A 19,211-nucleotide genomic window follows, 5' to 3' on the forward strand; every position below is an offset into this window, starting at 1 on the left:
GGCGGAGGTGCATCGGCAGGCCTTTTCCCGTTGATCGCTTTTGATAGTTAATCGCAACAATGTTGCGAATAACTCGCAATCTCAGGAAATCAAGTCCCAAGGTTCGGCGAAGGGCCGAAAGCGCGGCGGCGTCTAGGCGTTGAGCGCCTGCTCCAGGGCCAGGCCCAGCGAGACGCAGGCGGCCGCTGTGAGCGCCGTCGAGAGGATCGGATAGCGTGAGGGGGTGTCGGGCGTGTTGTGGTCGAACAGCCACTGGATCAGGAACACGACGATGAAGCCGCCCAGGATCCACGCATCCGGAGTGAGGCCGCGGGCCAGGAGCACCGCCCAGGCCGCCGTGGCCGACAGGGCCGAGAACGCCTGGCGATACCACCGCGGCGCGGGCTCGCGCGTCTCGAGCCCCCAGCGCACGCCGCCCAGGAACGACACGATCACCGCCGCCCAGGTGAGCAGCGCGGTCAGCGCGCCGGGCGCGTACGCCCGCGGGCCGTAGCAGAAGACGAGGGCGGCGGCGGGGAACGGGACCAGCGCCAGGAGGGCGATGATCCAGAGCGGCCCCGGGGCGGATTCTGCCCGTGAGCGGGGCCGCGCGTCATCCATGAGCAATCAGTCTCTCCGGAATGCGGCCGAGGCGGCCCACCCGGCCGCGAGCGCTAGAACGACCGAAGCCAGGCCATAGGACCATGGCCTGTTATGCGCCCAGAGGTAAAGAGTCCGCTCCAGCCCGACCTTCTCGACCGTCAGCGTGCGGACGCGTCCCGACACCGGCTTGCCGTCCTGGAACAGCAGGATGTCGGCCCGGTAGACCCCTGTGGGAGCCCCGGCCGGCAGGGCGATCTCGGCCCGGAAGAGGCCGCGGTCCACGAACCGCACCCCGCGCCCGTCCTCGTCGTAGAGGCCCGCCTTCTGCTTCAGGCGCACGACGGCCTGGCGCCAGTCATAGTAGTCGGCGCCAAGGCTGGAGACGACGACGTCCCGGACGCCGTAGCGCGTCTCCACCCGCTGCTCGGCGGGCGCGCGAATCGGCAGGTGGTCCACGCCCGCGCCCAGCCGGCGCAGGGTCCCGAAATTGGCGATCTCGCCCAGCGGACGGTTCGAGGCGGCGATGTAGAACCCCGGTGCGCCCTGGAAGACCACCGGCCGACTGTTCAGCCACAGCCCCGCCACCCGCATCTTCCGCGCGATCCGCACCGGCTCCTCGGGCCCGCGGACGATGACCACCACGTCCGATGGGCGTGAATCGGGCTCGAACACCGCCCCGTAGAGCACGATGCTGGCCCCCCGGAAGTCGGAGCTGACGTGCACCGTCGTCTCGGTCAGCGCCGCCGAGATGGTGGGGGGAGCGGCGTCCACCGCCATCAGCCCAGCCTCCCCGACATCAGGACGAACGGCTCCTCGGGGGCGATGAACAGGCCCAGCCCCATCCGCAGGCCGACGAAAAGGACGATCAGCGCCAGCACGGCGCGGAGTTCTTCCGCACGGAAGCGGGCCGAGGCCCGGGCGCCGTACTGAGCGCCGACGATGCCGCCCAGCAGCAGGAGGGTGGCCAGCACGATGTCCACCGTCTGGTTCCGGCCCGCCTGGAGCACGCCGGTCAGGACGGCGGTGACGATGATCTGCAGCAGGCTGGTGCCGACCACCACCCCCGCCGGCATCCGCAGGATGTAGACCATGGCCGGCACGAGGACGAAGCCCCCGCCCACGCCCATGATCGCCGACAGCACGCCCACGAAGGCGCCCAGGACCAGCGGCGGGATCACGCTGATGTAGAGTCGCGAGCGGGGGAAGCGCATCTTCAGCGGCAGGCCGTAGAGCCACGGCGGCCGGCGGTCGCGCCGCGGCGGATTGGGCTCGCCGCGGCGGCGGCGCAGGATCGCGCCCAGCGACTCGGTCAGCATCAGCCCGCCGATGATCGACAGGAAGACGAGGTAGGAGACCGACACCACGAGGTCGGCCTGGCCCAGGAGACGCAGCAGGCGGAACAGCTCGACGCCCAGGAAGGCCCCGACCACGCCTCCCGCCGCCAGCACCCCGCCCATGCGCAGGTCCACGGCCCGGCGGCGTCCGTAGGCGATGACGCTGGACATCGACGAGGCGGCGACGTGGTTCGACATGCTGGCCACGGCGACGGCCGGCGGGATGCCGAGGAAGACCAGCATCGGCGTCATCAGGAAGCCGCCGCCGATGCCGAACATGCCCGAGATGAAGCCGACCGCCAGCCCGAGCGCCACGAGCAGCGGCGCGTTCACCGAGACCTCGGCGATGGGCAGGTAGATGTCCATCAAGACCTCTTAGCTCATCCCGGCGGCCCGGGAACCCGGCTATGCGGCCGGCGCGAGCTTGGCCTTGAGCCCCTCGGCCGCCGTGCGCGCGAGCCCATCGCCCTGGGCGGCCGCCAGACTGAACCACTTCAGCGCCTCGGCCGGGTCCCGCTGGACCCCGCTGCCCGCCTGATACATGAGCCCGAGGTTGTACTGGCTGTCGACGACGCCGGCTTCGGCGGCCTTGCGGAACCACTGGGCCGCGGAGGCCAGGTCCTGCGGACCGCCCTCGCCCCGGAAGAAATAGAGGCCCAGGTTGTGCATGGCGTTGGGCTCGCCGCCCTCGGCCGCCCGGGCCGTCCAGCGGCGGGCCTCGGCCAGGTTCTGGACCACGCCCAGCCGGCCGCTTTCGTAGAGCTGGGCCAGGTAGAACTGGGCGGGTGCGTAGCCGTCCTCGGCGACCGCCTTCAGCTCGGCGAGGCCGCCGGGCCTGCCTGCTTCGGCGGCGCGCACCGCCTCCACGAAGGCGGCCTCGGCCGGATCGGCCGACGTTTCGGCGGCGGGCTCGGAGGAGGCCGTGGACGTCGGCGCGAACGCGGCGGCCGCCCGCGGGCTCTCGCCGATCGGCGCGGCCGGAGCCCCCTCCTCGCCCCCCTGCGGACCGTTCATCAGCACCACGCCCGCCGCGCCGACGCTCAGGAACGCGGCGCTGCCGGCGACCATCAGGGCGGTGTGCAGGGCGGTGCTCTGCCGGCGGCGCGGCTTGGCGACGCCGAAGCCGTTGAACAGCCGGCCGGACGCCTGGCGGCGGTCGAGCTTGGCGCGCACCTCCACGGGCTTCGGCGCCGCCTGGGCTGCCCGGGCGGCGGCGCGGGCCCGGTCGATCACCTCGCGGGTCGACAGCGGGCGGGCGCCGTCGGCGACCTCGGGCTCGGCCTCGACAGCCTCGAAGACCTCGTCGTCCTCAAGCTCGGCCAGGGGCACGAACGCCTCGGCGGCGTCGAAGTCCTCGGCGGCGAAGGAGGGGCGCACCGGATCTACGGCGGCCTCGGCCATCGGCTCGGCGCGGGAGAACAGCTCCGGCCCGAAGGGGCCCCGCGGCGGTTCGGCCTCGTCGGCGTACGGCTCGGCGACGAAAGAATCGGGAGCGCTGGGCTCCGGCATGGGAAGCGGCTCGCCGCCCAGCCGGGCGCGGGCCTCGTCCAGCAGCCGCTGGGTGCGCGCCTCGCTCTGGCGGATGCGCTCGGCGAGGTCGCCCGCGGCGCGTTCGTGGCGCTGCTCGATCCGCTCGCTGACCCGCGCCACCTGCTGGCCCACGTCGTCGATCGCCTGCGCCGTGCGCCGTTCGGCGCCGGAGAGCCGCTCGGAGAGGTTGTCGGTGATCCGGCCGATCTCGGCGCCGAAACGCTCCAGGCTCTCCGCCTGCGCCTGCTCGGCCCTGGCCAGCCGCGCCTCCACGGCGCCGGCGACGCGGGCGATCTCGCCGCCCACCTGCTCGAGGGCGCCGGCGCTCTGCTGTTCGGCGGCGACCAGCCGGCGGTTCACCGCCTCGGCCATAGCCAGGACCTGTTGGCCGAGGCCCTCTACCACCTGGGCGGCGCGGCGTTCGGTCTCCTGCAGCCGGGCGTCCAGGGCCGCGGCGTCGAACCCGGCGGCGGCTTCGATCCGCGCCAGACGGGTCTCCAGCATCCGCAGGGCCTCGACCGACCGCGGACCGGCGGGATCGGTCTCGATCCGGGCCAGCCGGTCGGTCAGCGCCAGGTGCTCGCGCTCGGCGGCCTCGATGCGGGCCAGCGCCTGCCGCACGGAATGCTCTACGCCCGAGATGGCGAGCCCCGTCCGGGTCTCCGAGGCGTCGATGCGGTTGGTCAGCCGGTCCAGCGCCTGGGCGACCTGGCCGAAATCCTGGCCGGAAGTCGGAGCCGGCGCGGCCGTCGACGGCGTGGCCGAAACCAGCCGGGGCGCCTCGTAGGCGGCGCGGAGCGGACGTTCCGGAACCGGCGGTTCGTGGGCGGCCTCCCCCAAGGGGTTTTCCGAGCCGTCGTCCTCGAGGATCACCCGGTTGAGCCATTCGCCGAGCGTCATGCCGGAGCGGCGGGCAAGGTCCTTGGCGACCTCGCGGGCCTTCGGGTCGATCCCCTTGACGCTCCAGGGCGCGCCCGCCGTCATCGAATCGCGTCTCCCAACCAAGGAGGACGCTACACACCGATTCCTGGGGGTGTAAACGCGACGTTAACGCTATTAGTAGCGTCGAGGCGCGGTTCCTGTGGATGGCTTAGGGTGACGATGGACCTTCAGATGACCCTGGCGGCCGCCGCGGGCCTGGCGGCGCTGGGCCTCTTCGCCGGCTGGCGCGGCGCCCGTCCGCCCGATCCTCACCGGGGACCGCGGATGATCCCCTGGCGCTTCCTCATGCTGCTCGCGGCCGCGGGCGCGATCCTCATGCTGGTGCACGCCGTGAACCTGATGGGCTTCACCACCGGCCGCCGCTAGTCGGTGCGCTTGGGGCGTTTGGCCAGGCCCGCCATCCCGCCCGAGGTGAGCAGGCTGACGTCGGCCAGCAGCAGCGGGATGGTCCACTTGCGCGGCGCGGCGATGTAGCGGGGCCGCCACAAGGGGTCCCACTTGTTCTTGAACTCACGCACGCCCTGGAAATTGTAGAGGTCTTCGCCGCGGTCGAAGAGCAGGCTGCCGACCCGCGACATCATCGGGGCCAGCGGCCGGTCCTTCAGGCCCGAAAGCGGCGCCATGCCGAAGTCGAAGGCCGCGTAGCCCTCGGCCATCCCCCAGTTCAGGAGTTCGACGAACAGGAAATCCATGATGCGCTTGGGCCCCTCGTCCACGTAGCGCATCAGGTCGATCGAGAACGACGAGCGATCCGCCACCGGCCAGAGCGTCGCGAAGGCGATGATCCGGCCCTCGAAGCGGACCACGGCCACGGGGAACTCCTGGACGTAGCGCGGGTGGAAGCCGCCCATGGAGAAGCCCTTCTCCCCACCCGCGTGGCCGGCCAGCCAGGCGTCCGAGATCCGCTGCAGGTCCGGCATGATGGCCGCCACCCCCTCGGGCGGGACGACCTCGAACTGCGCGCCCGCCTCGGCGGCCTGTCGCCAGGCGCGGCGAGCCTTGCCCCGGCGGGTGCCCTCGATGGTGAAGCCCAGGAGCGGCAGGACGGCCACCTCGCCGATCTTCTGGATGGAGAAGCCCAGCTCCACCACGTCGGGCAGGTCCTCGGCGTCGAGGGCGTAGACGCCGGGCCGGGCGGCGTGGGCGTCGGCCAGCTCGCGGAACCGCCACAAGAGCTCGAGCCGCTCGTCGACGCGGCCGACGGGGGGCCCCAGCGCGATCCAGCTGCGCCCGCGCACGCCGAACATCAGGAAGCTCTCGCCCGACGGCGAGAACAGAAAGCGCTTGTCGCCCAGCAGCGCCAGATTGGAATTGGGCCGCGCCGTCCCCGGCCGCGACAGGATCGCCCGGACGCGCGCGAACTCGGGATCGTCCTCGCCCGCGACCCTCGGCGTGGCGGCGGTGCCCAGCATGCGCCACAGGCCGAAGGCCAGTAGCGCGATCGCCGCGACGACCCAGGCCCGGACCGAGCGGGCGACGTCGGCGTCGACCATCAGCCGCCAGAACGGCGCATCCCCGTAATCCGCGTTCTGATAAGACCAGACCCCGATCAGGCCGGCGCCGGCCAGCAGGCAGGCGGCCGAGACCAGCCAGCCCGGCGTCACCTCCATCCGCGACAGGCGCGCGGTGCGGGGAAAGGCCTTGCGGAACGGCGCGAGCGCCGCCGCCGCCGCCAGCAGGATCGCCGTGTCCTCCCAGACGAAGCCCTTCTCCAGCCCGAGCGGCGCGGCGACAAGCATCACGATCATGGTCGCCGCCCAGGCCGCGCCCAGCCGGGCCCGCAGCCCAAACGCCAGGATCAGCAGCACGAGGCCGAGCAGGCTCGAGATCAGGTGGCTGAGTTCGATCAGCAGGGCTGGCGTGGTCTGGAGGAGCTGCACGAACCGCTCAGGCTCGGAGGGCCGCGCGGCCGAGGCCAGCAGCATGACCCCGCAGCCGCCGGCGACCAGGGCCGAGACGGCCGGCGCGGCGGCGAAGGCGGCGGGCTTCAGGTCCTTCAGGAATCGCACGACCGCTCCATAGCGGAGGCCGCGCCCGCGCGCTCAAACAACTGTTTCATTCCACTTGCTCCCGCGCCGCCGAGCGCTAGAGTTGGAGCCCGCAGTTTTTTCGAAAAGGGAGAACGCCATGGCCGATTTCGGCGGCGCCGAGCTGGACGCCTTCCGCGCGGAGGTCCGCAGCTGGCTGGAGGCGAACTATCCCCCCGAGCTGCGCGATCCGCAGGCGAAGACCGATCCCGAGGCGATCTGGGGCGGCCGCCCGTTCGAGGGCTCGGACGATCCGCAGATCGTCTGGATGCGCCGGATGGCCGAGAAGGGCTGGACCGCGCCGACCTGGCCCGCGGAATACGGCGGCGGCGGCCTTTCGCCGCAGCAGGCCCGGGTCCTGGAGCAGGAGCTGGCCGCCGGCCGCTACCGTCAGCCGCTGGCCTCGTTCGGCGTCTGGATGCTGGGCCCGGTGCTGCTCGAGTACGCCAACGAAGACCAGAAGCGCGAGCACCTGCCGAAGATCATCAAGGGTGAGATCCGCTGGTGCCAGGGCTACTCCGAGCCGGGCGCCGGCTCGGACCTCGCCGGCCTGCAGACCAAGTGCGAGGACAAGGGCGACCACTGGCTGATCAACGGCTCGAAAATTTGGACGAGCTACGCGAACAAGGCGGACTGGTGTTTCTGTCTCGTGCGGACGGACACGTCCAAGAAGCATGAGGGGATCAGCTTCGTGCTGATCGACATGGCCTCGCCGGGGGTGGAGACGCGGCCGATCCCGCTGATCAGCGGCGAGAGCCCGTTCTGCGAGACGTTCTTCACGGACGTGAAGGTCCCGAAGGAGAACCTGGTCGGGCGGGTGAACGGCGGCTGGGAGATCGCCAAGCGCCTCCTGCAGTACGAGCGCCAGAACATCTCGGCCGGCTTCGGCGAAGGCGGCAGCGCGGGCGGCGCCTCGGGCGACCTGGCCCAGATCGCCAAGCGGTACGGCGCCGTCGACGCCGACCTGCGCGCCCGGATCACCGCCAACAAGATGAACTTCCAGGCCCTGCGCCAGACCATCGCCCGCTCGGCGGCGGAATCGAAGGCCGGCGGCGGCCCCTCGGCGGCCACCTCGATCATCAAGTACGCCGCCGCCGAGTTCGCCAAGGAGCGGTCCGAGCTGATGGTCGAGGCCATGGGCCACCAGGGCCTGGGCTGGGAGGGCGAGGGCTACGAGCCCGCCGAGCTGCTGGCGGTCCGCGGCTGGCTGCGCACCAAGGCCAACTCGATCGAGGGCGGCACGTCCGAGATCAACCTCAACGTCATCTCCAAGCGGGTGCTGGGCCTGCCCGACCCGAAGTAGTTCTTTTTCCAAACCTATTTCATAGAGCCGGAGATTTTCAGATGGCCGATTTCGGAGGAGGCGACCTGGAGGCCTTCCGGGCCGAGGTCCGGGACTGGGTGGCGGCGAATTTCCCGCCGTCCTGCAAGGGCAAGGGGCCGGCGGTCGGGCCCGACCGCGCGAGCGAGACGGCCGACCAGAAGGCCTGGCGCCTGGCGGTCGGCGAGAAGGGCTGGGGCGTTCCCACCTGGCCCAAGGCCTACGGCGGCGGCGGGCTGTCCCCGCAGGAAGCCCGGGTGGTGACCCAGGAGTTCGGCAGGGCCGGCGCCTACAACCCCATCGTCGGCATGGGGACCATGATGTTCGGCCCCACCCTGCTGGAATACGGGACCGAGGAACAGAAGACGCGGCACATCCCGCTGATCGCCAACGGCGAGGTCCAGTGGTGCCAGGGCTTCTCCGAGCCGGGCGCCGGCTCGGACCTGGCGGCGCTCTCGACCCGCGCCGAGGACAAGGGCGACCACTTCCTGGTGAGCGGCCAGAAGATCTGGACCTCGGGCGCCCAGTGGGCCGACTGGTGCTTCTGCCTGGTGCGGACCGACTTCACCAAGAAGCACGAGGGCATCAGCTTCGTGCTGTTCGACATGACGACGCCGGGCGTCGAGGTGCGGCCGATCCAGCTCATCTCGGGCGCCAGCCCCTTCTGCGAGACCTTCCTCACCGACGTGAAGGTGCCGAAGGAGAACCTGGTCGGCCCGCTGAACGGCGGCTGGACCATCGCCAAGCGCCTGCTGCAGCACGAGCGCAACAGCCTGGCGGGCGGCGGCGGCAGCGCCGGCCGCTTCGCCTCGGGCCGGGCCCCGGCGGCGCTGGCCAAGGACTACGTCGGCCTCGACGCGCAGGGCCGCATCGCCGACGGCGACCTGCGCACGCGGATCGCCCGCAACGACATCGACCTGAAGGCCTTCCAGCTCACCGCCATGCGGGCGATGGTGGAGTCCCGGGGCAACCAGGGCCCCTCGGCGGCGACCTCGATCATGAAGAACGCCGCCAGCCAGACGCTGCAGGAGCGCGCCGAGCTCTGCATCGAGATCCTGGGCTCCCAGGGCCTCGGCTGGGAGGGCGAGGGCTTCTCGCAGGAGGAGCTGACGTTCGTCCGCAACTGGCTGGGCGGCAAGGCCACCACGATCTACGGCGGCTCGGCCGAGATCCAGAACAACATCATCTCCAAGCGCATCCTGGGCCTCCCGGACGCGACCCAGACGAAATGAGACCCCAGCCCGTCATCCCGCGGTCAGCCGAAGGCTGATCCGGGGGCCCCAAGCCGAACGGGCCGCGAAGGCCGCTTGGGTCCCCCGGATCGCCGCGCGACCGGGGGATGACGACCAAACGACACACGAGATTTCACGAGGACAACCGACATGGCCGTTCTGACCGAAGAACAGAACATGCTGCGCGATGCGGCGAAGAGCTGGGTGCAGGAGAAGAGCCCGGTCACCGCCTTCCGCAAGATGCGCGATAGCGGCGCCGAGCTGGGCTACGAGGTCGCCGCCTGGAACGAGATGGCCGAGATGGGCTGGGCCGGGGTGATCGTCCCCGAGGAATACGGCGGCTCGGCCTTCGGCTACCTCTCGATGGGCCTGATCCTGGAGGAGACCGGCCGCACCCTCACCGCCTCGCCGCTGCTGGCCTCGGCCCTGGGCGCGGCCTCGGCCCTGATCCTGGGCGGCTCGGACGAACAGAAGTCCGAATGGCTGCCGAAGATCGCGGCCGGCGAGGTCGTGGCGACCCTGGCCATCGACGAGGGCGCGCACCACCATCCCGAAAAGGCCGAGGCGAAGGTCTCGGGCGGCAAGCTGACGGGCAAGAAGACCTTCGTGCTGGAAGGCATGGCCGCCGACCTGTTCGTGGTCTCTGCCCAAGGGGACGGGGTCGGGGACGGGGGCGTCGGCCTCTATCTCGTGAAGGCGAGCGATCCGGGCGTGAAGCGCCAGCGGCTGTCGCTGGCCGACAGCCGCGGCGCGGCCAACGTCACCTTCGACGGCGCGGCGGCCGAGCCGCTGTCGGGCGGCTTCGAAACCCTCGAGAAGACCCTCGACCGCGCCCGCGCCGGGATCTGCGCCGAGATGCTGGGCGCGGCGACCCAGGCCTTCGAGACCACCCTCGACTACCTGAAGACCCGCGTGCAGTTCGGCCAGGTGATCGGCAGCTTCCAGGCGCTGCAGCACCGCGCGGCCAAGATGTTCACCGAGCTGGAGCTGTCGCGCTCCACCGTCGAGGCGGCGCTGACCGCCATCGACAACGACAGCCCCGACGTGCCCGAGCTGGTGTCGCTGGCCAAGGCCAAGATGGGCGACACCTTCCACCTCGTCTCGAACGAGATGGTCCAGATGCACGGCGGCATCGGCATGACCGACGCCCACGAGGCCGGCTTCTACCTCAAGCGCGCCCGCGCCTGCGAAGCGGCCTTCGGCAACCAAGCCTACCACCGCGACCGGTACGCGAAGATCCAGGGGTACTAGACGGCGTCGCGCCGCCTCGCTTCGCGGGCTGTTCTCGCTTCGCTCGCCCTCTCCTTAGGTCCTCTCCCTCTCGCTTCGCGGGGGAAAGGAAGGGGGCGATGGCTGGAAATGACCGGGGGTTGGCCTTTCGGCCGGGGCGGCGGCGGGTAGTCTGGGCGCCTCGGGTCGGGAGGACACCGGCATGGGCGCATGGTCGCGACGCGGTGCGATGGCGGCGGGGCTCGCCGCCTGCTGCGGGTGGGCCCCCGCGTGGACCCAGGCGAGCCCGGGCGGCGGCTGGGTCTGTCCGCCCTGCGGCTGCGCGGCGGACGGGCGGGTGTTCGACGCCCCCGGACGCTGCCCCGCCTGCGGCATGGCCCTGGTCCCCACCGCCGACGGCCCGCCCGCGCCGGGCGCCCTGCCCGCAGGCTCGGGCGCCTTCACCGTTCCCGGCGGAGCGAGGCGGGAGGACGCCCGGATCACCGTCCACTACCACCGGCCGGCCAGCTTCCGGCCGGACTCCCCCGTCCTGCTGGTGCTGCCGGGGACGGGGCGCAACGGCGGGCCCTACCGCGACGCCTGGACCCGCCTGGCCGAGGCGCGCGGCGTGCTGGTCGCCGCCCTCGCCTATCCCGAGGACCAGTACGACTTCGCCGCCTACCACCTGGGCGGGACGGTGCGGAACCTGCGCCTGCCGCCGACCGGCGGGGCGAGCGTCATACGGCTGCGCGACGAGGAGATCCGGTTCGAGGTTGAGACCGACCGCTCCCGCTGGCTGTTCGGCGACTTCGACCGCGTGTTCGGCGTCCTGGCCGCCGCCGCCGGGGCCAGGCGCGAGCGCTACGACCTCTTCGGCCATTCGGCGGGCGGCCAGGTGCTGCACCGGCTGGCCCTGTTCCATCCGACCTCGCGGGCCGACCGCATCGTGGCGGCGAACGCCGGCTTCTACACCCTGCCCGACCTGAGCCTTGCGCCCCTGCCCGGCCTGAAGGGGACGGGCCTGACCCCGGACGACCTGCGGGCGGCGCTCGCCAGCCGCCTGACCGTCCTGCTGGGCGAGGAAGACAACGACCCCGAGGGCGGCGGGACCATGCTGCACACCCCGGCCATCGACCGCCAGGGCCTGCACCGCCTGGCGCGCGGGCGGACGTTCTTCGAGGCCGGGCGGCGCGCGGCGGCCGGGCTGGACGCGCCCTTCGCCTGGCGGCTCCAGACCGTGCCCGGCGTCGGCCACGACTTCCGCGGCATGGCCCGGGCCGCGGGCGAGCTGCTGTATCCCTGACCCTCATTAGCGCTTGAGCCCGCCGCGCGCCGGGCCTCTGATGGCCTCTCGCGGAGAGGGAGAAGATCAGTGGCGTCGGTGATCCTGAGCGTGAGCGGCAGCGACCGGCCGGGCCTGACCGAGGCGCTGGCGCGCGCGGTGCAGGCCGGCGGCGGCAACTGGCTGGAGAGCCACTTGAGCCGGCTGGGCGGGCTCTATGTGGGCTCGGTGCTGGTGGCCCTGGACGAAGGCCGCATCGAGGCCCTGCGCGAGGCCGTCCGCGCCGTGGACGCCGAGGGCCTGGACGTGCGGATCGCGCCCGCGCTGGAGGGGGCCCCGGAGGGCGCGGCCGGCGAGGCCCTGCAGTTCAGCCTGGTGGGCCAGGACCGGCCCGGCATCGTGCGCCAGGTGACCGGGGCGCTGAGCGGCCTTTCCGTCAACATCGAGACGTTCGAGACGCGGACCAGCGCCGAGCCGCATTCCGGCGCCCCGCTGTTCCACCTCGAGGCGCGGCTTCGGCTGCCCGCGGGCCTGCCGGCCGACAAGGTGCAGGCCGCCCTGGAGGCGATCTCGGGCGAGATCATGGTCGATACGGTGCTGAAGCCGGCGGCCGGGGCGTGAGCGCCATGCCCGGCGCGGCCGAGACGGTGACCGGCGGCTGCCTGTGCGGCGCCGTGCGGATCGCGGCCGCCGGCCGGCCCGACCGCGTCGGCCTCTGCCACTGCCTGGACTGCCGCAAGCACCACGGGGCGCTGTTCCACGCCTCGGCGATCTTCCCCGAGGCGGCGGTCAGCGTGGAGGGCGAGACCCGCGCGTGGGCCGGCCGCCACTTCTGCCCCCGCTGCGGATCGTCGGTGTTCGGCCGCTCGGGCGCGGAGGTGGAGGTGAACCTGGGCGCCCTCGATCAGCCCGACCGCTTCCGCCCGACCTACGAGCTGTGGACCGTGCGCCGAGAGGGCTGGCTGCCGGCGTTTCCGGGCGTGCGGGGGTATCCGCGGGACCGGGAGGGGGGTTGAGGGGTGGAAGGGTGAGGGGCGGGCCTTCCCGTTGACCCAGCTAAATCCTTCCCCAGCCAATCTGAGCTAGTTGCGCCAGCTCTGCCTCAACTCACCGTCGAACCACCGCTCGGCGTCTTCCAAGGGCCCCATCGCGGACCGGAACTGGAGGGCCCCAGGGTAGCGCTCCAAAAGCCAGGAAACGAAGCTCCTGAAGCTGGGATGTTCCCTCTCTCCGGGGGGCTGCGCTCTTAGCCAGTCGTGGCAGAGGCTACGGACAATGCGTTCACTATCTGACTTTCGCATGAGGAGTGAGAGTACCATCAGGCTGCATGATTCTTCTATCGATGCAGGTCGGCAGGAATCTCAACCTTCGCCGGTGTGATCTGCTGCTCTATGGCGACCTGACGCACGGCATCCATTATCCGCCCGGCTTGTGCGACGGCCCCCTCGTCAGAGTCCTTCTGCTCGAGCGCATCGCGGAGTGAATGCAATAGTGCTCGCTCCAACTCTTCAGCCAAGTACGGAAATAAACTCGGACCCTGTTGGTCAATGACCTCCGCTTTGTGCGGGAGCGCTTGCTTTAGCACGTTTGCCATCTCCTTGGGATCGGCGAGCATCTTTCCACCCACGCCACGCTTTACAGCACTCAATTGCACAAGAGGTAGACTTAACAACTGCATATACGCAGAACATAAGGCCCACGTAAGATCCGGAATGAAGGGGCGCTCGCTAGCCGCCAGGTATTTGGGAACTTTTAACTCTTCTGCGTTACATACTTTAAGTATTGTATCGGCAAACTCCGAAACATTTCTGCCTTCAGACCCGCCCTTCTCGGCGATCTCTAAGAGCTTGTCCATGTGGAGGCTCTCGGCATATTTGCAGAGAAGCTTCAGGTTTCCCATCTCGGTCACCTGCGCCCAGATTCGTTCTACAGCAAGTATGCGACGCTTTCCCATTTCGACGTGGCGCGTTGCCAAACTAGTCAGCGCACCGGAACGTAGCGCTTCAAGCTCGGCGGTCCGCTGGCCGAGTTCGGCCTTCAGTGTTTCCTCTTTGCGCCGGAACTCGGCCTTCGACTCCTCTAGCTTCTCGTCGAAGTGCGCCGAAATCGCGGCCTCTACTGATCGGCGGTACGGGATACTCAGCACAAAGCCGATGATCGCCAGAGCCGCGGAAGACGAGATTGCCGGTATCCAATCCATTGGCACAGCTTAGGTCAGCCGCCGACAAAACCAAGTAGGGGTGGAAGCGGCTCCACATGCCTGCCCGCGATGGAGCTTCTAGGTATCCCCAGAACGAAGTATCCGCAGAACGAAGTATCCGCGGAACGAACTTTCTGTTCGCTTTTTGTTCTATTTTGCGCTAGCCTTGGCGGCATGCCGGCGCAGCACTGGTTCGAGGGCGAGGGGGAGTGGTGGCCGGCGGTGGACCACCGGGCGGGGTTCCGGGAGACCTCGTGCCACGAGGCGACCTGCCGCGAGATCCTGCGGCGGATGGCGCGGGGGATGACGATCAAGGAGATCACCGCCGATCCGGACATGCCCTCGTACGCCACCCTGTTCCACTGGGTGCGGACGTTCGCCGAGTTCGGCGAGGCGTACCGGGCGCTGCGGGCCGAGCTGGCCGCCGAGCGGCGCGAGCGGTGGGAGGAGAAGCGGCAGGCCAAGGCGTTCTGGGGCCCGCACAAGGCCAGGGTGCTGGGCAGGCGCTGGTGGCGGCGCGGGCGGCCCAGCAGCTACACCCGCGCGGCGGGCGAGGCGATCTGCGCCCGGCTGGCGCGCGGCGAGGCGATGAGCGCCATCAACGCCGACCCGGCCATGCCGTCGAGCAAGGTGGTCTATCGCTGGCTGAGGACCGAGCCCGAGTTCGCGCGGATGGTGGCGGAGGCGCGGGCCCAGCAGCGCCGGGCCCTGAAGCTGAAGATCCACCTGGCGTCGGACCTGCCGATCCAGGGGACGACCCGGGAGATGCTGGCGCGGGCCAAGGCCAGGGTGGCGCGGCTGGAGGGCCGGCTGGGGCGGCTGACGCCCAAGGTGTGGGGACGCAGCGAGGAAGAGGGGCTGTTCTGAGGGGCGGTCCCCTGCCCTGCGGCGGGCCCGAGGTGTCGGGCGGCGGCTGCGGGTTCTGAGCGGAAGCCCCCTCCACCGCTTCGCGGTCCCCCTCCCCCGGTGGGGGAGGAGGGGGCGTGCGCGCGGCGACTGATGACAGGGGGTGTCAGCAGCGGCCGGCTATGCCCTCCCCATCAGAGCGGGAGACGGGCGATGGGCGATTTCGGGTTCCAGACGGGCGAGTGGCGGGTGCGCCACCGCAAGCTGAAGCACCGGCTGTGCGGGTCGGACGAGTGGATCGAGTTCGGCGGGACCTGCCGCGCGTTCGAGGTGATGGGCGGCGAGGCGAACGTCGAGGACAACCACCTGGACGATCCGGCCGGCGCCTACCGCGCCGCCGCCTTCCGGCGCCGGGACCCCGCGACGGGCCGGTGGTCGATCTGGTGGCACGACGGCCGCTCGGGCGCGCTGGACCCGCCGGTGACGGGCGGGTTCGAGGACGGGGTCGGCACGTTCCTCGCCGAGGACACGCTGGACGGGCGGCCGATCCTGGTGCGGTTCGTCTGGTCGCAGATCACGCCGGACAGCGCGCGCTGGGAGCAGGCGTTCTCGCCCGACGGCGGGGCGACCTGGGAGGTGAACTGGGTGATGCGCTTCGAGCGGACGGCGTGAGGGGGGCGGCCCTACCCCTGCGCCGCGGCGGCCACGAGGCGCGCCCGCTCTTCGGGCGCGAGGCGCCTCGGTTCGGCCCGGGGCCGGCCGGTGGCCGGATCGAAGAACGGCGTGCGCCGGTAGGAGCCGTCGAACCGCGCCCTGAGGCTCCGCGCGACCACCCGCAAGTAGACGCCGAGGAACGGCGTGCGCGGCGGCTTCGGCTCGCCCCTGGCGTTGTGGACGAAGCCGAACAGCCGGGCCGGGCCGAAGGCGGCGTCGAGCGCCGGACCGGCGCCGCCCAGGACCGGCCCCAGGAGCGAGGCGTAGGCGGCCTCCATCACCGGACCCGTGTTGGCGACCGGAGTGTCGCAGCAGGCCGCGTACCAGCGGATCGGCCCGCGCCCGGTCATGCGCACGCACGCCAGCCGCTCGGCGCCCGTCTCGATCCGGATGGCGCTCGGGACGGTGAGCAGCGCGTGCGTGCCGCCGCGCGCATCGAGGTCCTCGGCGGGGCGGCCGAGGAGGTGCGCATAGGCCTGGCAGTCGGCGCAGTAGCAGACGATCCGCTCGTGCGGCGCGGCGGTCTCGACCGTCCCGCGCACCGCGCCGCACCGGCAGGACAGGGGGTAGAGCATTCACCGCCTCGCGGTCCCGAGAGCGTCGAGGCGTGCCCGCGGGCGTCGATGCTGTCAACCGGACCGCCGCCGCTACGGCCCGCAGGTCCACTGGCCGGGCCAGGCGCTCTCGGCGCCGTCGGCGTCCCGGTAGCCGAGCGTGGCGGGACGCGGCGGGGACTCGCCGCCGCCGGCGGGCGGGCCGGTGAGCACGATGCGGACCGTCATGCCCCGGCCGGCGAAGGTCGCGCCCCGCAGCATGCCGTCGAAGCCGCCGGGCGCGGCGAGGCGCTCGGCATGGCCGGCCGCTTTCACCACGCCGAGGGCCGGCGCGTCCGAGGCCACGTCGCCGCGGGCGAGCAGCAGCACCGCCCCGTCCGCCCCCGTGAAGCTGCAGACGAGCTCGCCGGGAAGGGCCGCGGCGTCGATGTCCGCAGCTGCGAGGGGCGAGAGCACGATATCCGAACCGCCGCCGACGGCCGTCGGGACGGGCGCGCTCGCGGGCGCCGGGGCGGCGGCATCGTCCCGCGAACAGGCGGCCAGGGGCAGGGTCACGGCCAGCACCGCCGCCAGGGCCGCCCGTCGGAACTTCGTCATGGCGCGACTGTGCCGGCGGCGGCGGGCGGCTGTAAAGGCCGGGGCGACGGTTGGAAGCCCGGCGAAGGCTGGCCTATCGTGGCGCGACGACCCGGCGCCCGGCGCCGGCGAAACCGGACGGAAAGGAGGCCGGCGATGGCCGATCAGCCGAAGCTGCTCTCGGGCGGCAATCCGCAGATTCCCAAGGGCGACGGCGACGGGCCCGTGCAGGCCTACATCGCCGCCATGCCGGGCTGGAAGCACGACGTGGGCCGGCGGCTGGACGCCGTCATCGCGGGGGCCGTTCCCGGCGTGCGCAAGGCGGTGAAGTGGAACTCGCCCTTCTACGGCGCGCCGGGCGACGAGGGCTGGTTCCTGAGCTTCCATTGCTTCGACCGCTACGTGAAGGTGGCGTTCCTGAACGGGGCGGCCCTGGACCCGCCGCCGCCGGTGGGCTCGAAGCATCCGAACACCCGCTACCTGCATGTCCACGAGGACTGGCGCGAGGACGGGGCGTTCGACGAGGCGCAGTTCGCGGGCTGGGTCCGGCAGGCCGCCGGCCGGCCCGGCGAGCGGCTGTGACGCATCCCCCTCCTCTCCTCTCCCCCCGGGCGCAGCCCGGAGAGGGAGAAGCGGGGAGAGGGCGAGCTGAGCGAGTGGGGCGGTCGCAGGTCCGCTGGCGCGGGCCCCCTCTCCTCGATCCTCTCCCTCTCGCTTCGCGGGGGAGAGGAGGGGACAGAGACCTGAGGAGACCGACATGACCGCGACGAGCGAGCCCTCCGCGTCCCGGCTGATCGATGCGCGGATCGCCGAGCTGGGCGACTGGCGCGGGGAGACGCTGGCGCGGGTGCGGGCGCTGATCCACGAGGCCTGTCCGGACGTGACGGAGGAGTGGAAGTGGCGCGGGGTGCCGGTGTGGTCGCAGGACGGCATCCTGTGCACCGGCGAGACCTACAAGGCGGCGGTGAAGCTGACGTTCGCGAAGGGGGCGGCGCTGCCCGACCCGGCCGGCCTGTTCAACGCCAGCCTGGAGGGGAACACCCGCCGGGCCATCGACATCCACGAGGGCGAGGCGCTGGAGCCCGAGGCGTTCAAGGCGCTGATCCGGGCGGCCGCCGCGCTGAACGGGGGCAAGCGGGGCCGCGGCTCGACAGCGGCGGGCGGCGCATCCTAGCAAGGGCGCCCGTCCCGGAGTTCCGCATGCGTCCGACCGCCCTCGCCCTCGGCCTGCTGGCCGCCCTCGCCGCGCTGCCGGCCAGCGCCCAGAGCGAACCGAAGCCGTTCTCGCGCGACGACGCGCGGGCGATCATCCGGGACGCGCGCAAGATCGTCTCGCCGCAGGGGATCGAGGAGCTGCGGGCCGTGGAGATCAACGGCCTGCCGCAGTGGATCAGCGTGCGCGGCCGCGACCGGCGCAACCCGATCCTGCTGTTCATCCACGGCGGCCCGGCCTCGACCGAAATGCCGGTGAGCTGGCTGTACCAGAGCCCGTGGGAGGACTTCTTCACCGTCGTCCAGTGGGACCAGCGGGCGGCGGGCAAGACCGCGGTCGGCGCCGACCACGCCGCGGTCGGCCCGACGGTGACGGTCGAGCAGATGACCGCCGACGGCGAGGCGATGGTCGCCCACCTGCGCGAGCGCTACGGCAAGGAGAAGGTCTTCGTTCTCGGCCATTCGTGGGGCTCGGTGATCGGGCTGAACCTGGCCCGGCGGCGGCCCGAGTGGCTGCACGCCTACGTCGGCATGGGCCAGATCGTGGACTGGAACGCCAACGAGGCCGCCGGCTACGACTTCGCCCTGCGCATGGCCCGGGCCGACGGCAACGCCCAGGCGGTGCGAGAGCTGGAGGCGCTCGCCCCCTACCCGCCGGCCGAAGGCGTGCTGTCGTTCGAGCAGGTGGTGACCCAGCGCAAGTGGGTGATCCACTACGGCGGGCTGACCATGGGACGGTCCGACTTCGCCTACGACCTCAACGCCCGGAAGATCTCGCCGGACTACACCGACCGGGACCTGTCGCCCGGCGTGCCGGACGGCGATGCGCTGATCCGGCTGCTGCCCGGCATGACGGCGCTGGACTTCGCGCAGGTGAACCGGGTGGAGACGCCGGTGTTCCTGTTCCTGGGCCGCCGCGACTACCAGACGCCCTCGAAGGTCGCCGCCGACTGGCACGCCAGGCTGCAGGCGCCGCAGAAGGGGCTGTTCTGGTTCGAACGGTCGGCGCACATGATGCACCTGGAACAGCCCGGGAAGGTCCTGATGCACCTCGTCAACGACATCCGGCCGATCGCCGAGCGGGCGGGCGACGTCGCCCCGCCCGACCGGCCGGGCGTGGACTGATGCGGCGGCTGATCGCCGCCGCCGGCGCCGGCCTGCTGCTGGCCGCGTGTGGGCGGGAGGAGGAGCGCGCGCCCGAGGCGCCGCCCGTGCTGGAGGTCCCGCTGGCCGCGTCCGTGGCCACCCCCGCCCAGGCGGCGGAGGCCTGGAGCCTGGACGCCTCGGCCACGGCCGGGACGGCGGCGGTGCTGAGCTATCCCGGCGGCGCTGAGCGGCTGCGGATCGCCTGCCGCCGGGGCCCCGCCGAACTCTACGTGGAAGCGCCCACCATCGCCCGGATCGGCAGCGAGGAGCGGCTGACCCTGAGCGCGGGCGACGAGCTGGCCACCCTGGTGGCGCAGGTGGTGGACGCCCCGCCGGAAGCGCCGCTGACCGCGCGCGGGACCCTGCCGGCGGCCTGGATCGAGGCGATGGCGGCGGGCCGGCCGCTGGCGGTGACCTACGGCGCGACCTCGCTGAGCCTGCCGCCCCTGCCCGCCGACACGCGCGCGGCCTTCGCCGAGGCGTGCCGGCAGGCGCTGGGCTAGG

The 19,211-nt window shown here is 71.8% G+C and carries 22 protein-coding genes; 14 read left to right on the forward strand and 8 right to left on the reverse strand.

The genetic code is table 11. The features are described 5' to 3' along the window. Positions 1–132: 132 nt before the first annotated feature. Genes PHZ_RS15340 through PHZ_RS15355 form a run of 4 tightly spaced genes read right to left on the reverse strand, consistent with a single transcriptional unit; the run spans position 133 to position 4,430 of the window. Complete coding sequence (locus PHZ_RS15340; RefSeq protein ID WP_012523314.1) at positions 133–600, reverse strand: DUF3429 domain-containing protein; 468 nt, start codon at positions 598–600, stop codon at positions 133–135. A 6-nt stretch (positions 601–606) separates the two neighbouring features. Then, positions 607–1,359: a TIGR02186 family protein gene (locus tag PHZ_RS15345; RefSeq protein ID WP_012523315.1), complete on the reverse strand. Its 753-nt coding sequence runs from the start codon at positions 1,357–1,359 to the stop codon at positions 607–609. After that, complete coding sequence (locus PHZ_RS15350) at positions 1,359–2,282, reverse strand: sulfite exporter TauE/SafE family protein (protein ID WP_041373600.1); 924 nt, start codon at positions 2,280–2,282, stop codon at positions 1,359–1,361. Before PHZ_RS15350 ends, PHZ_RS15345 begins: the two co-directional genes overlap by 1 nt. 39 nt (positions 2,283–2,321) lie before the next feature. After that, positions 2,322–4,430 (reverse strand): tetratricopeptide repeat protein, encoded by a 2,109-nt coding sequence (locus tag PHZ_RS15355; RefSeq protein WP_012523317.1) that lies wholly within the window; start codon positions 4,428–4,430, stop codon positions 2,322–2,324. Positions 4,431–4,547: 117 nt separating this feature from the next. Between PHZ_RS15355 and PHZ_RS15360 the strand changes: the two genes are divergently transcribed. Beyond that, on the forward strand, positions 4,548–4,754 hold the full coding sequence (locus PHZ_RS15360; RefSeq protein WP_041373601.1) for a hypothetical protein: 207 nt from the start codon (positions 4,548–4,550) through the stop codon (positions 4,752–4,754). Here PHZ_RS15360 and PHZ_RS15365 read toward each other — a convergent pair. Next, a complete protein-coding gene (locus PHZ_RS15365; RefSeq protein ID WP_012523319.1) occupies positions 4,751–6,397 on the reverse strand; it encodes a phosphatidylglycerol lysyltransferase domain-containing protein in 1,647 nt (548 codons plus the stop codon). The genes PHZ_RS15360 and PHZ_RS15365 overlap by 4 nt on opposite strands. Positions 6,398–6,515: 118 nt before the next feature. On the opposite strand from PHZ_RS15365, the gene PHZ_RS15370 reads away from it, so the two are divergent. From PHZ_RS15370 to PHZ_RS15395, 6 genes are all read left to right on the forward strand, one after another. After that, positions 6,516–7,718, forward strand: a complete 1,203-nt coding sequence (locus PHZ_RS15370) for an acyl-CoA dehydrogenase family protein (protein WP_012523320.1) — start codon at positions 6,516–6,518, stop codon at positions 7,716–7,718. Positions 7,719–7,759: 41 nt separating this feature from the next. After that, the gene (locus PHZ_RS15375) at positions 7,760–8,968 is read left to right on the forward strand and encodes an acyl-CoA dehydrogenase family protein (protein ID WP_012523321.1); all 1,209 of its coding nucleotides are present in this window, start codon (positions 7,760–7,762) and stop codon (positions 8,966–8,968) included. Between the two features lie 150 nt (positions 8,969–9,118). After that, positions 9,119–10,219, forward strand: coding sequence for an acyl-CoA dehydrogenase family protein (locus PHZ_RS15380; protein ID WP_012523322.1), 1,101 nt, complete (start codon positions 9,119–9,121; stop codon positions 10,217–10,219). 181 nt (positions 10,220–10,400) lie between these two features. Further along, positions 10,401–11,480 carry a heavy metal-binding domain-containing protein gene (locus tag PHZ_RS15385; RefSeq protein WP_012523323.1) on the forward strand — a complete coding sequence of 360 codons (1,080 nt, stop codon included), beginning with the start codon at positions 10,401–10,403 and terminating at the stop codon, positions 11,478–11,480. 69 nt (positions 11,481–11,549) lie between these two features. Then, on the forward strand, positions 11,550–12,080 hold the full coding sequence (locus PHZ_RS15390) for a glycine cleavage system protein R (protein WP_012523324.1): 531 nt from the start codon (positions 11,550–11,552) through the stop codon (positions 12,078–12,080). 5 nt (positions 12,081–12,085) lie between these two features. After that, positions 12,086–12,475 (forward strand): GFA family protein, encoded by a 390-nt coding sequence (locus PHZ_RS15395; RefSeq protein WP_012523325.1) that lies wholly within the window; start codon positions 12,086–12,088, stop codon positions 12,473–12,475. A gap of 320 nt (positions 12,476–12,795) precedes the next feature. On the opposite strand, the gene PHZ_RS22785 is transcribed toward PHZ_RS15395, so the two are convergent. After that, positions 12,796–13,659 (reverse strand): hypothetical protein, encoded by an 864-nt coding sequence (locus PHZ_RS22785; RefSeq protein ID WP_148216884.1) that lies wholly within the window; start codon positions 13,657–13,659, stop codon positions 12,796–12,798. Positions 13,660–13,833: 174 nt separating this feature from the next. Here PHZ_RS22785 and PHZ_RS21845 point away from each other — a divergent pair, with 174 nt between their 5' ends. Genes PHZ_RS21845 through PHZ_RS15405 form a run of 3 tightly spaced genes read left to right on the forward strand, consistent with a single transcriptional unit; the run spans position 13,834 to position 15,177 of the window. Then, a complete protein-coding gene (locus tag PHZ_RS21845; RefSeq protein WP_049758287.1) occupies positions 13,834–14,526 on the forward strand; it encodes a terminase small subunit-like protein in 693 nt (230 codons plus the stop codon). Between the two features lie 55 nt (positions 14,527–14,581). Then, positions 14,582–14,659 (forward strand): hypothetical protein, encoded by a 78-nt coding sequence (locus PHZ_RS23850; protein ID WP_407946765.1) that lies wholly within the window; start codon positions 14,582–14,584, stop codon positions 14,657–14,659. Between the two features lie 59 nt (positions 14,660–14,718). Next, a complete protein-coding gene (locus PHZ_RS15405; RefSeq protein WP_049758289.1) occupies positions 14,719–15,177 on the forward strand; it encodes a hypothetical protein in 459 nt (152 codons plus the stop codon). A gap of 11 nt (positions 15,178–15,188) precedes the next feature. Here the strand turns inward: PHZ_RS15405 and PHZ_RS15410 are convergent, their stop codons facing one another. Next, the gene (locus PHZ_RS15410; protein WP_012523328.1) at positions 15,189–15,794 is read right to left on the reverse strand and encodes a DUF6151 family protein; all 606 of its coding nucleotides are present in this window, start codon (positions 15,792–15,794) and stop codon (positions 15,189–15,191) included. A gap of 72 nt (positions 15,795–15,866) precedes the next feature. Further along, positions 15,867–16,370 carry a hypothetical protein gene (locus tag PHZ_RS15415; protein ID WP_049758290.1) on the reverse strand — a complete coding sequence of 168 codons (504 nt, stop codon included), beginning with the start codon at positions 16,368–16,370 and terminating at the stop codon, positions 15,867–15,869. A gap of 135 nt (positions 16,371–16,505) precedes the next feature. On the opposite strand from PHZ_RS15415, the gene PHZ_RS15420 reads away from it, so the two are divergent. From PHZ_RS15420 to PHZ_RS15435, 4 genes are all read left to right on the forward strand, one after another. Continuing rightward, positions 16,506–16,931 carry a DUF1801 domain-containing protein gene (locus PHZ_RS15420; RefSeq protein WP_083770972.1) on the forward strand — a complete coding sequence of 142 codons (426 nt, stop codon included), beginning with the start codon at positions 16,506–16,508 and terminating at the stop codon, positions 16,929–16,931. 175 nt (positions 16,932–17,106) lie between these two features. Continuing rightward, positions 17,107–17,523, forward strand: coding sequence for a DUF1801 domain-containing protein (locus PHZ_RS15425; RefSeq protein ID WP_012523330.1), 417 nt, complete (start codon positions 17,107–17,109; stop codon positions 17,521–17,523). 26 nt (positions 17,524–17,549) lie between these two features. Then, positions 17,550–18,686, forward strand: a complete 1,137-nt coding sequence (locus PHZ_RS15430) for an alpha/beta fold hydrolase (protein ID WP_012523331.1) — start codon at positions 17,550–17,552, stop codon at positions 18,684–18,686. Beyond that, positions 18,686–19,210 carry a hypothetical protein gene (locus PHZ_RS15435; RefSeq protein WP_041373602.1) on the forward strand — a complete coding sequence of 175 codons (525 nt, stop codon included), beginning with the start codon at positions 18,686–18,688 and terminating at the stop codon, positions 19,208–19,210. Before PHZ_RS15430 ends, PHZ_RS15435 begins: the two co-directional genes overlap by 1 nt. The last annotated feature ends 1 nt before the right edge of the window (position 19,211 follow it).

It is taken from the genome of Phenylobacterium zucineum HLK1 (assembly GCF_000017265.1).
Taxonomy (GTDB): Bacteria; Pseudomonadota; Alphaproteobacteria; order Caulobacterales; family Caulobacteraceae; genus Phenylobacterium; species Phenylobacterium zucineum.

What these genes read in the sequence shown, in the direction of transcription:
- PHZ_RS15375 (WP_012523321.1), top strand. Translation starts at nt 7,760, where the DNA reads ATGGCCGATTTCGGAGGAGGCGACCTGGAGGCCTTCCGGGCCGAGGTC.
- PHZ_RS15430 (WP_012523331.1), top strand. Translation starts at nt 17,550, where the DNA reads ATGCGTCCGACCGCCCTCGCCCTCGGCCTGCTGGCCGCCCTCGCCGCG.
- PHZ_RS15360 (WP_041373601.1), top strand. Translation starts at nt 4,548, where the DNA reads ATGGACCTTCAGATGACCCTGGCGGCCGCCGCGGGCCTGGCGGCGCTG.
- PHZ_RS15420 (WP_083770972.1), top strand. Translation starts at nt 16,506, where the DNA reads ATGGCCGATCAGCCGAAGCTGCTCTCGGGCGGCAATCCGCAGATTCCC.
- PHZ_RS15370 (WP_012523320.1), top strand. Translation starts at nt 6,516, where the DNA reads ATGGCCGATTTCGGCGGCGCCGAGCTGGACGCCTTCCGCGCGGAGGTC.
- PHZ_RS15345 (WP_012523315.1), bottom strand. Translation starts at nt 1,359, where the DNA reads ATGGCGGTGGACGCCGCTCCCCCCACCATCTCGGCGGCGCTGACCGAG.
- PHZ_RS15380 (WP_012523322.1), top strand. Translation starts at nt 9,119, where the DNA reads ATGGCCGTTCTGACCGAAGAACAGAACATGCTGCGCGATGCGGCGAAG.
- PHZ_RS15395 (WP_012523325.1), top strand. Translation starts at nt 12,086, where the DNA reads ATGCCCGGCGCGGCCGAGACGGTGACCGGCGGCTGCCTGTGCGGCGCC.
- PHZ_RS21845 (WP_049758287.1), top strand. Translation starts at nt 13,834, where the DNA reads ATGCCGGCGCAGCACTGGTTCGAGGGCGAGGGGGAGTGGTGGCCGGCG.
- PHZ_RS15410 (WP_012523328.1), bottom strand. Translation starts at nt 15,794, where the DNA reads ATGCTCTACCCCCTGTCCTGCCGGTGCGGCGCGGTGCGCGGGACGGTC.
- PHZ_RS15415 (WP_049758290.1), bottom strand. Translation starts at nt 16,370, where the DNA reads ATGACGAAGTTCCGACGGGCGGCCCTGGCGGCGGTGCTGGCCGTGACC.
- PHZ_RS22785 (WP_148216884.1), bottom strand. Translation starts at nt 13,659, where the DNA reads ATGGATTGGATACCGGCAATCTCGTCTTCCGCGGCTCTGGCGATCATC.
- PHZ_RS15355 (WP_012523317.1), bottom strand. Translation starts at nt 4,430, where the DNA reads ATGACGGCGGGCGCGCCCTGGAGCGTCAAGGGGATCGACCCGAAGGCC.
- PHZ_RS15405 (WP_049758289.1), top strand. Translation starts at nt 14,719, where the DNA reads ATGGGCGATTTCGGGTTCCAGACGGGCGAGTGGCGGGTGCGCCACCGC.
- PHZ_RS15425 (WP_012523330.1), top strand. Translation starts at nt 17,107, where the DNA reads ATGACCGCGACGAGCGAGCCCTCCGCGTCCCGGCTGATCGATGCGCGG.
- PHZ_RS15340 (WP_012523314.1), bottom strand. Translation starts at nt 600, where the DNA reads ATGGATGACGCGCGGCCCCGCTCACGGGCAGAATCCGCCCCGGGGCCG.
- PHZ_RS15350 (WP_041373600.1), bottom strand. Translation starts at nt 2,282, where the DNA reads ATGGACATCTACCTGCCCATCGCCGAGGTCTCGGTGAACGCGCCGCTG.
- PHZ_RS15385 (WP_012523323.1), top strand. Translation starts at nt 10,401, where the DNA reads ATGGGCGCATGGTCGCGACGCGGTGCGATGGCGGCGGGGCTCGCCGCC.
- PHZ_RS15435 (WP_041373602.1), top strand. Translation starts at nt 18,686, where the DNA reads ATGCGGCGGCTGATCGCCGCCGCCGGCGCCGGCCTGCTGCTGGCCGCG.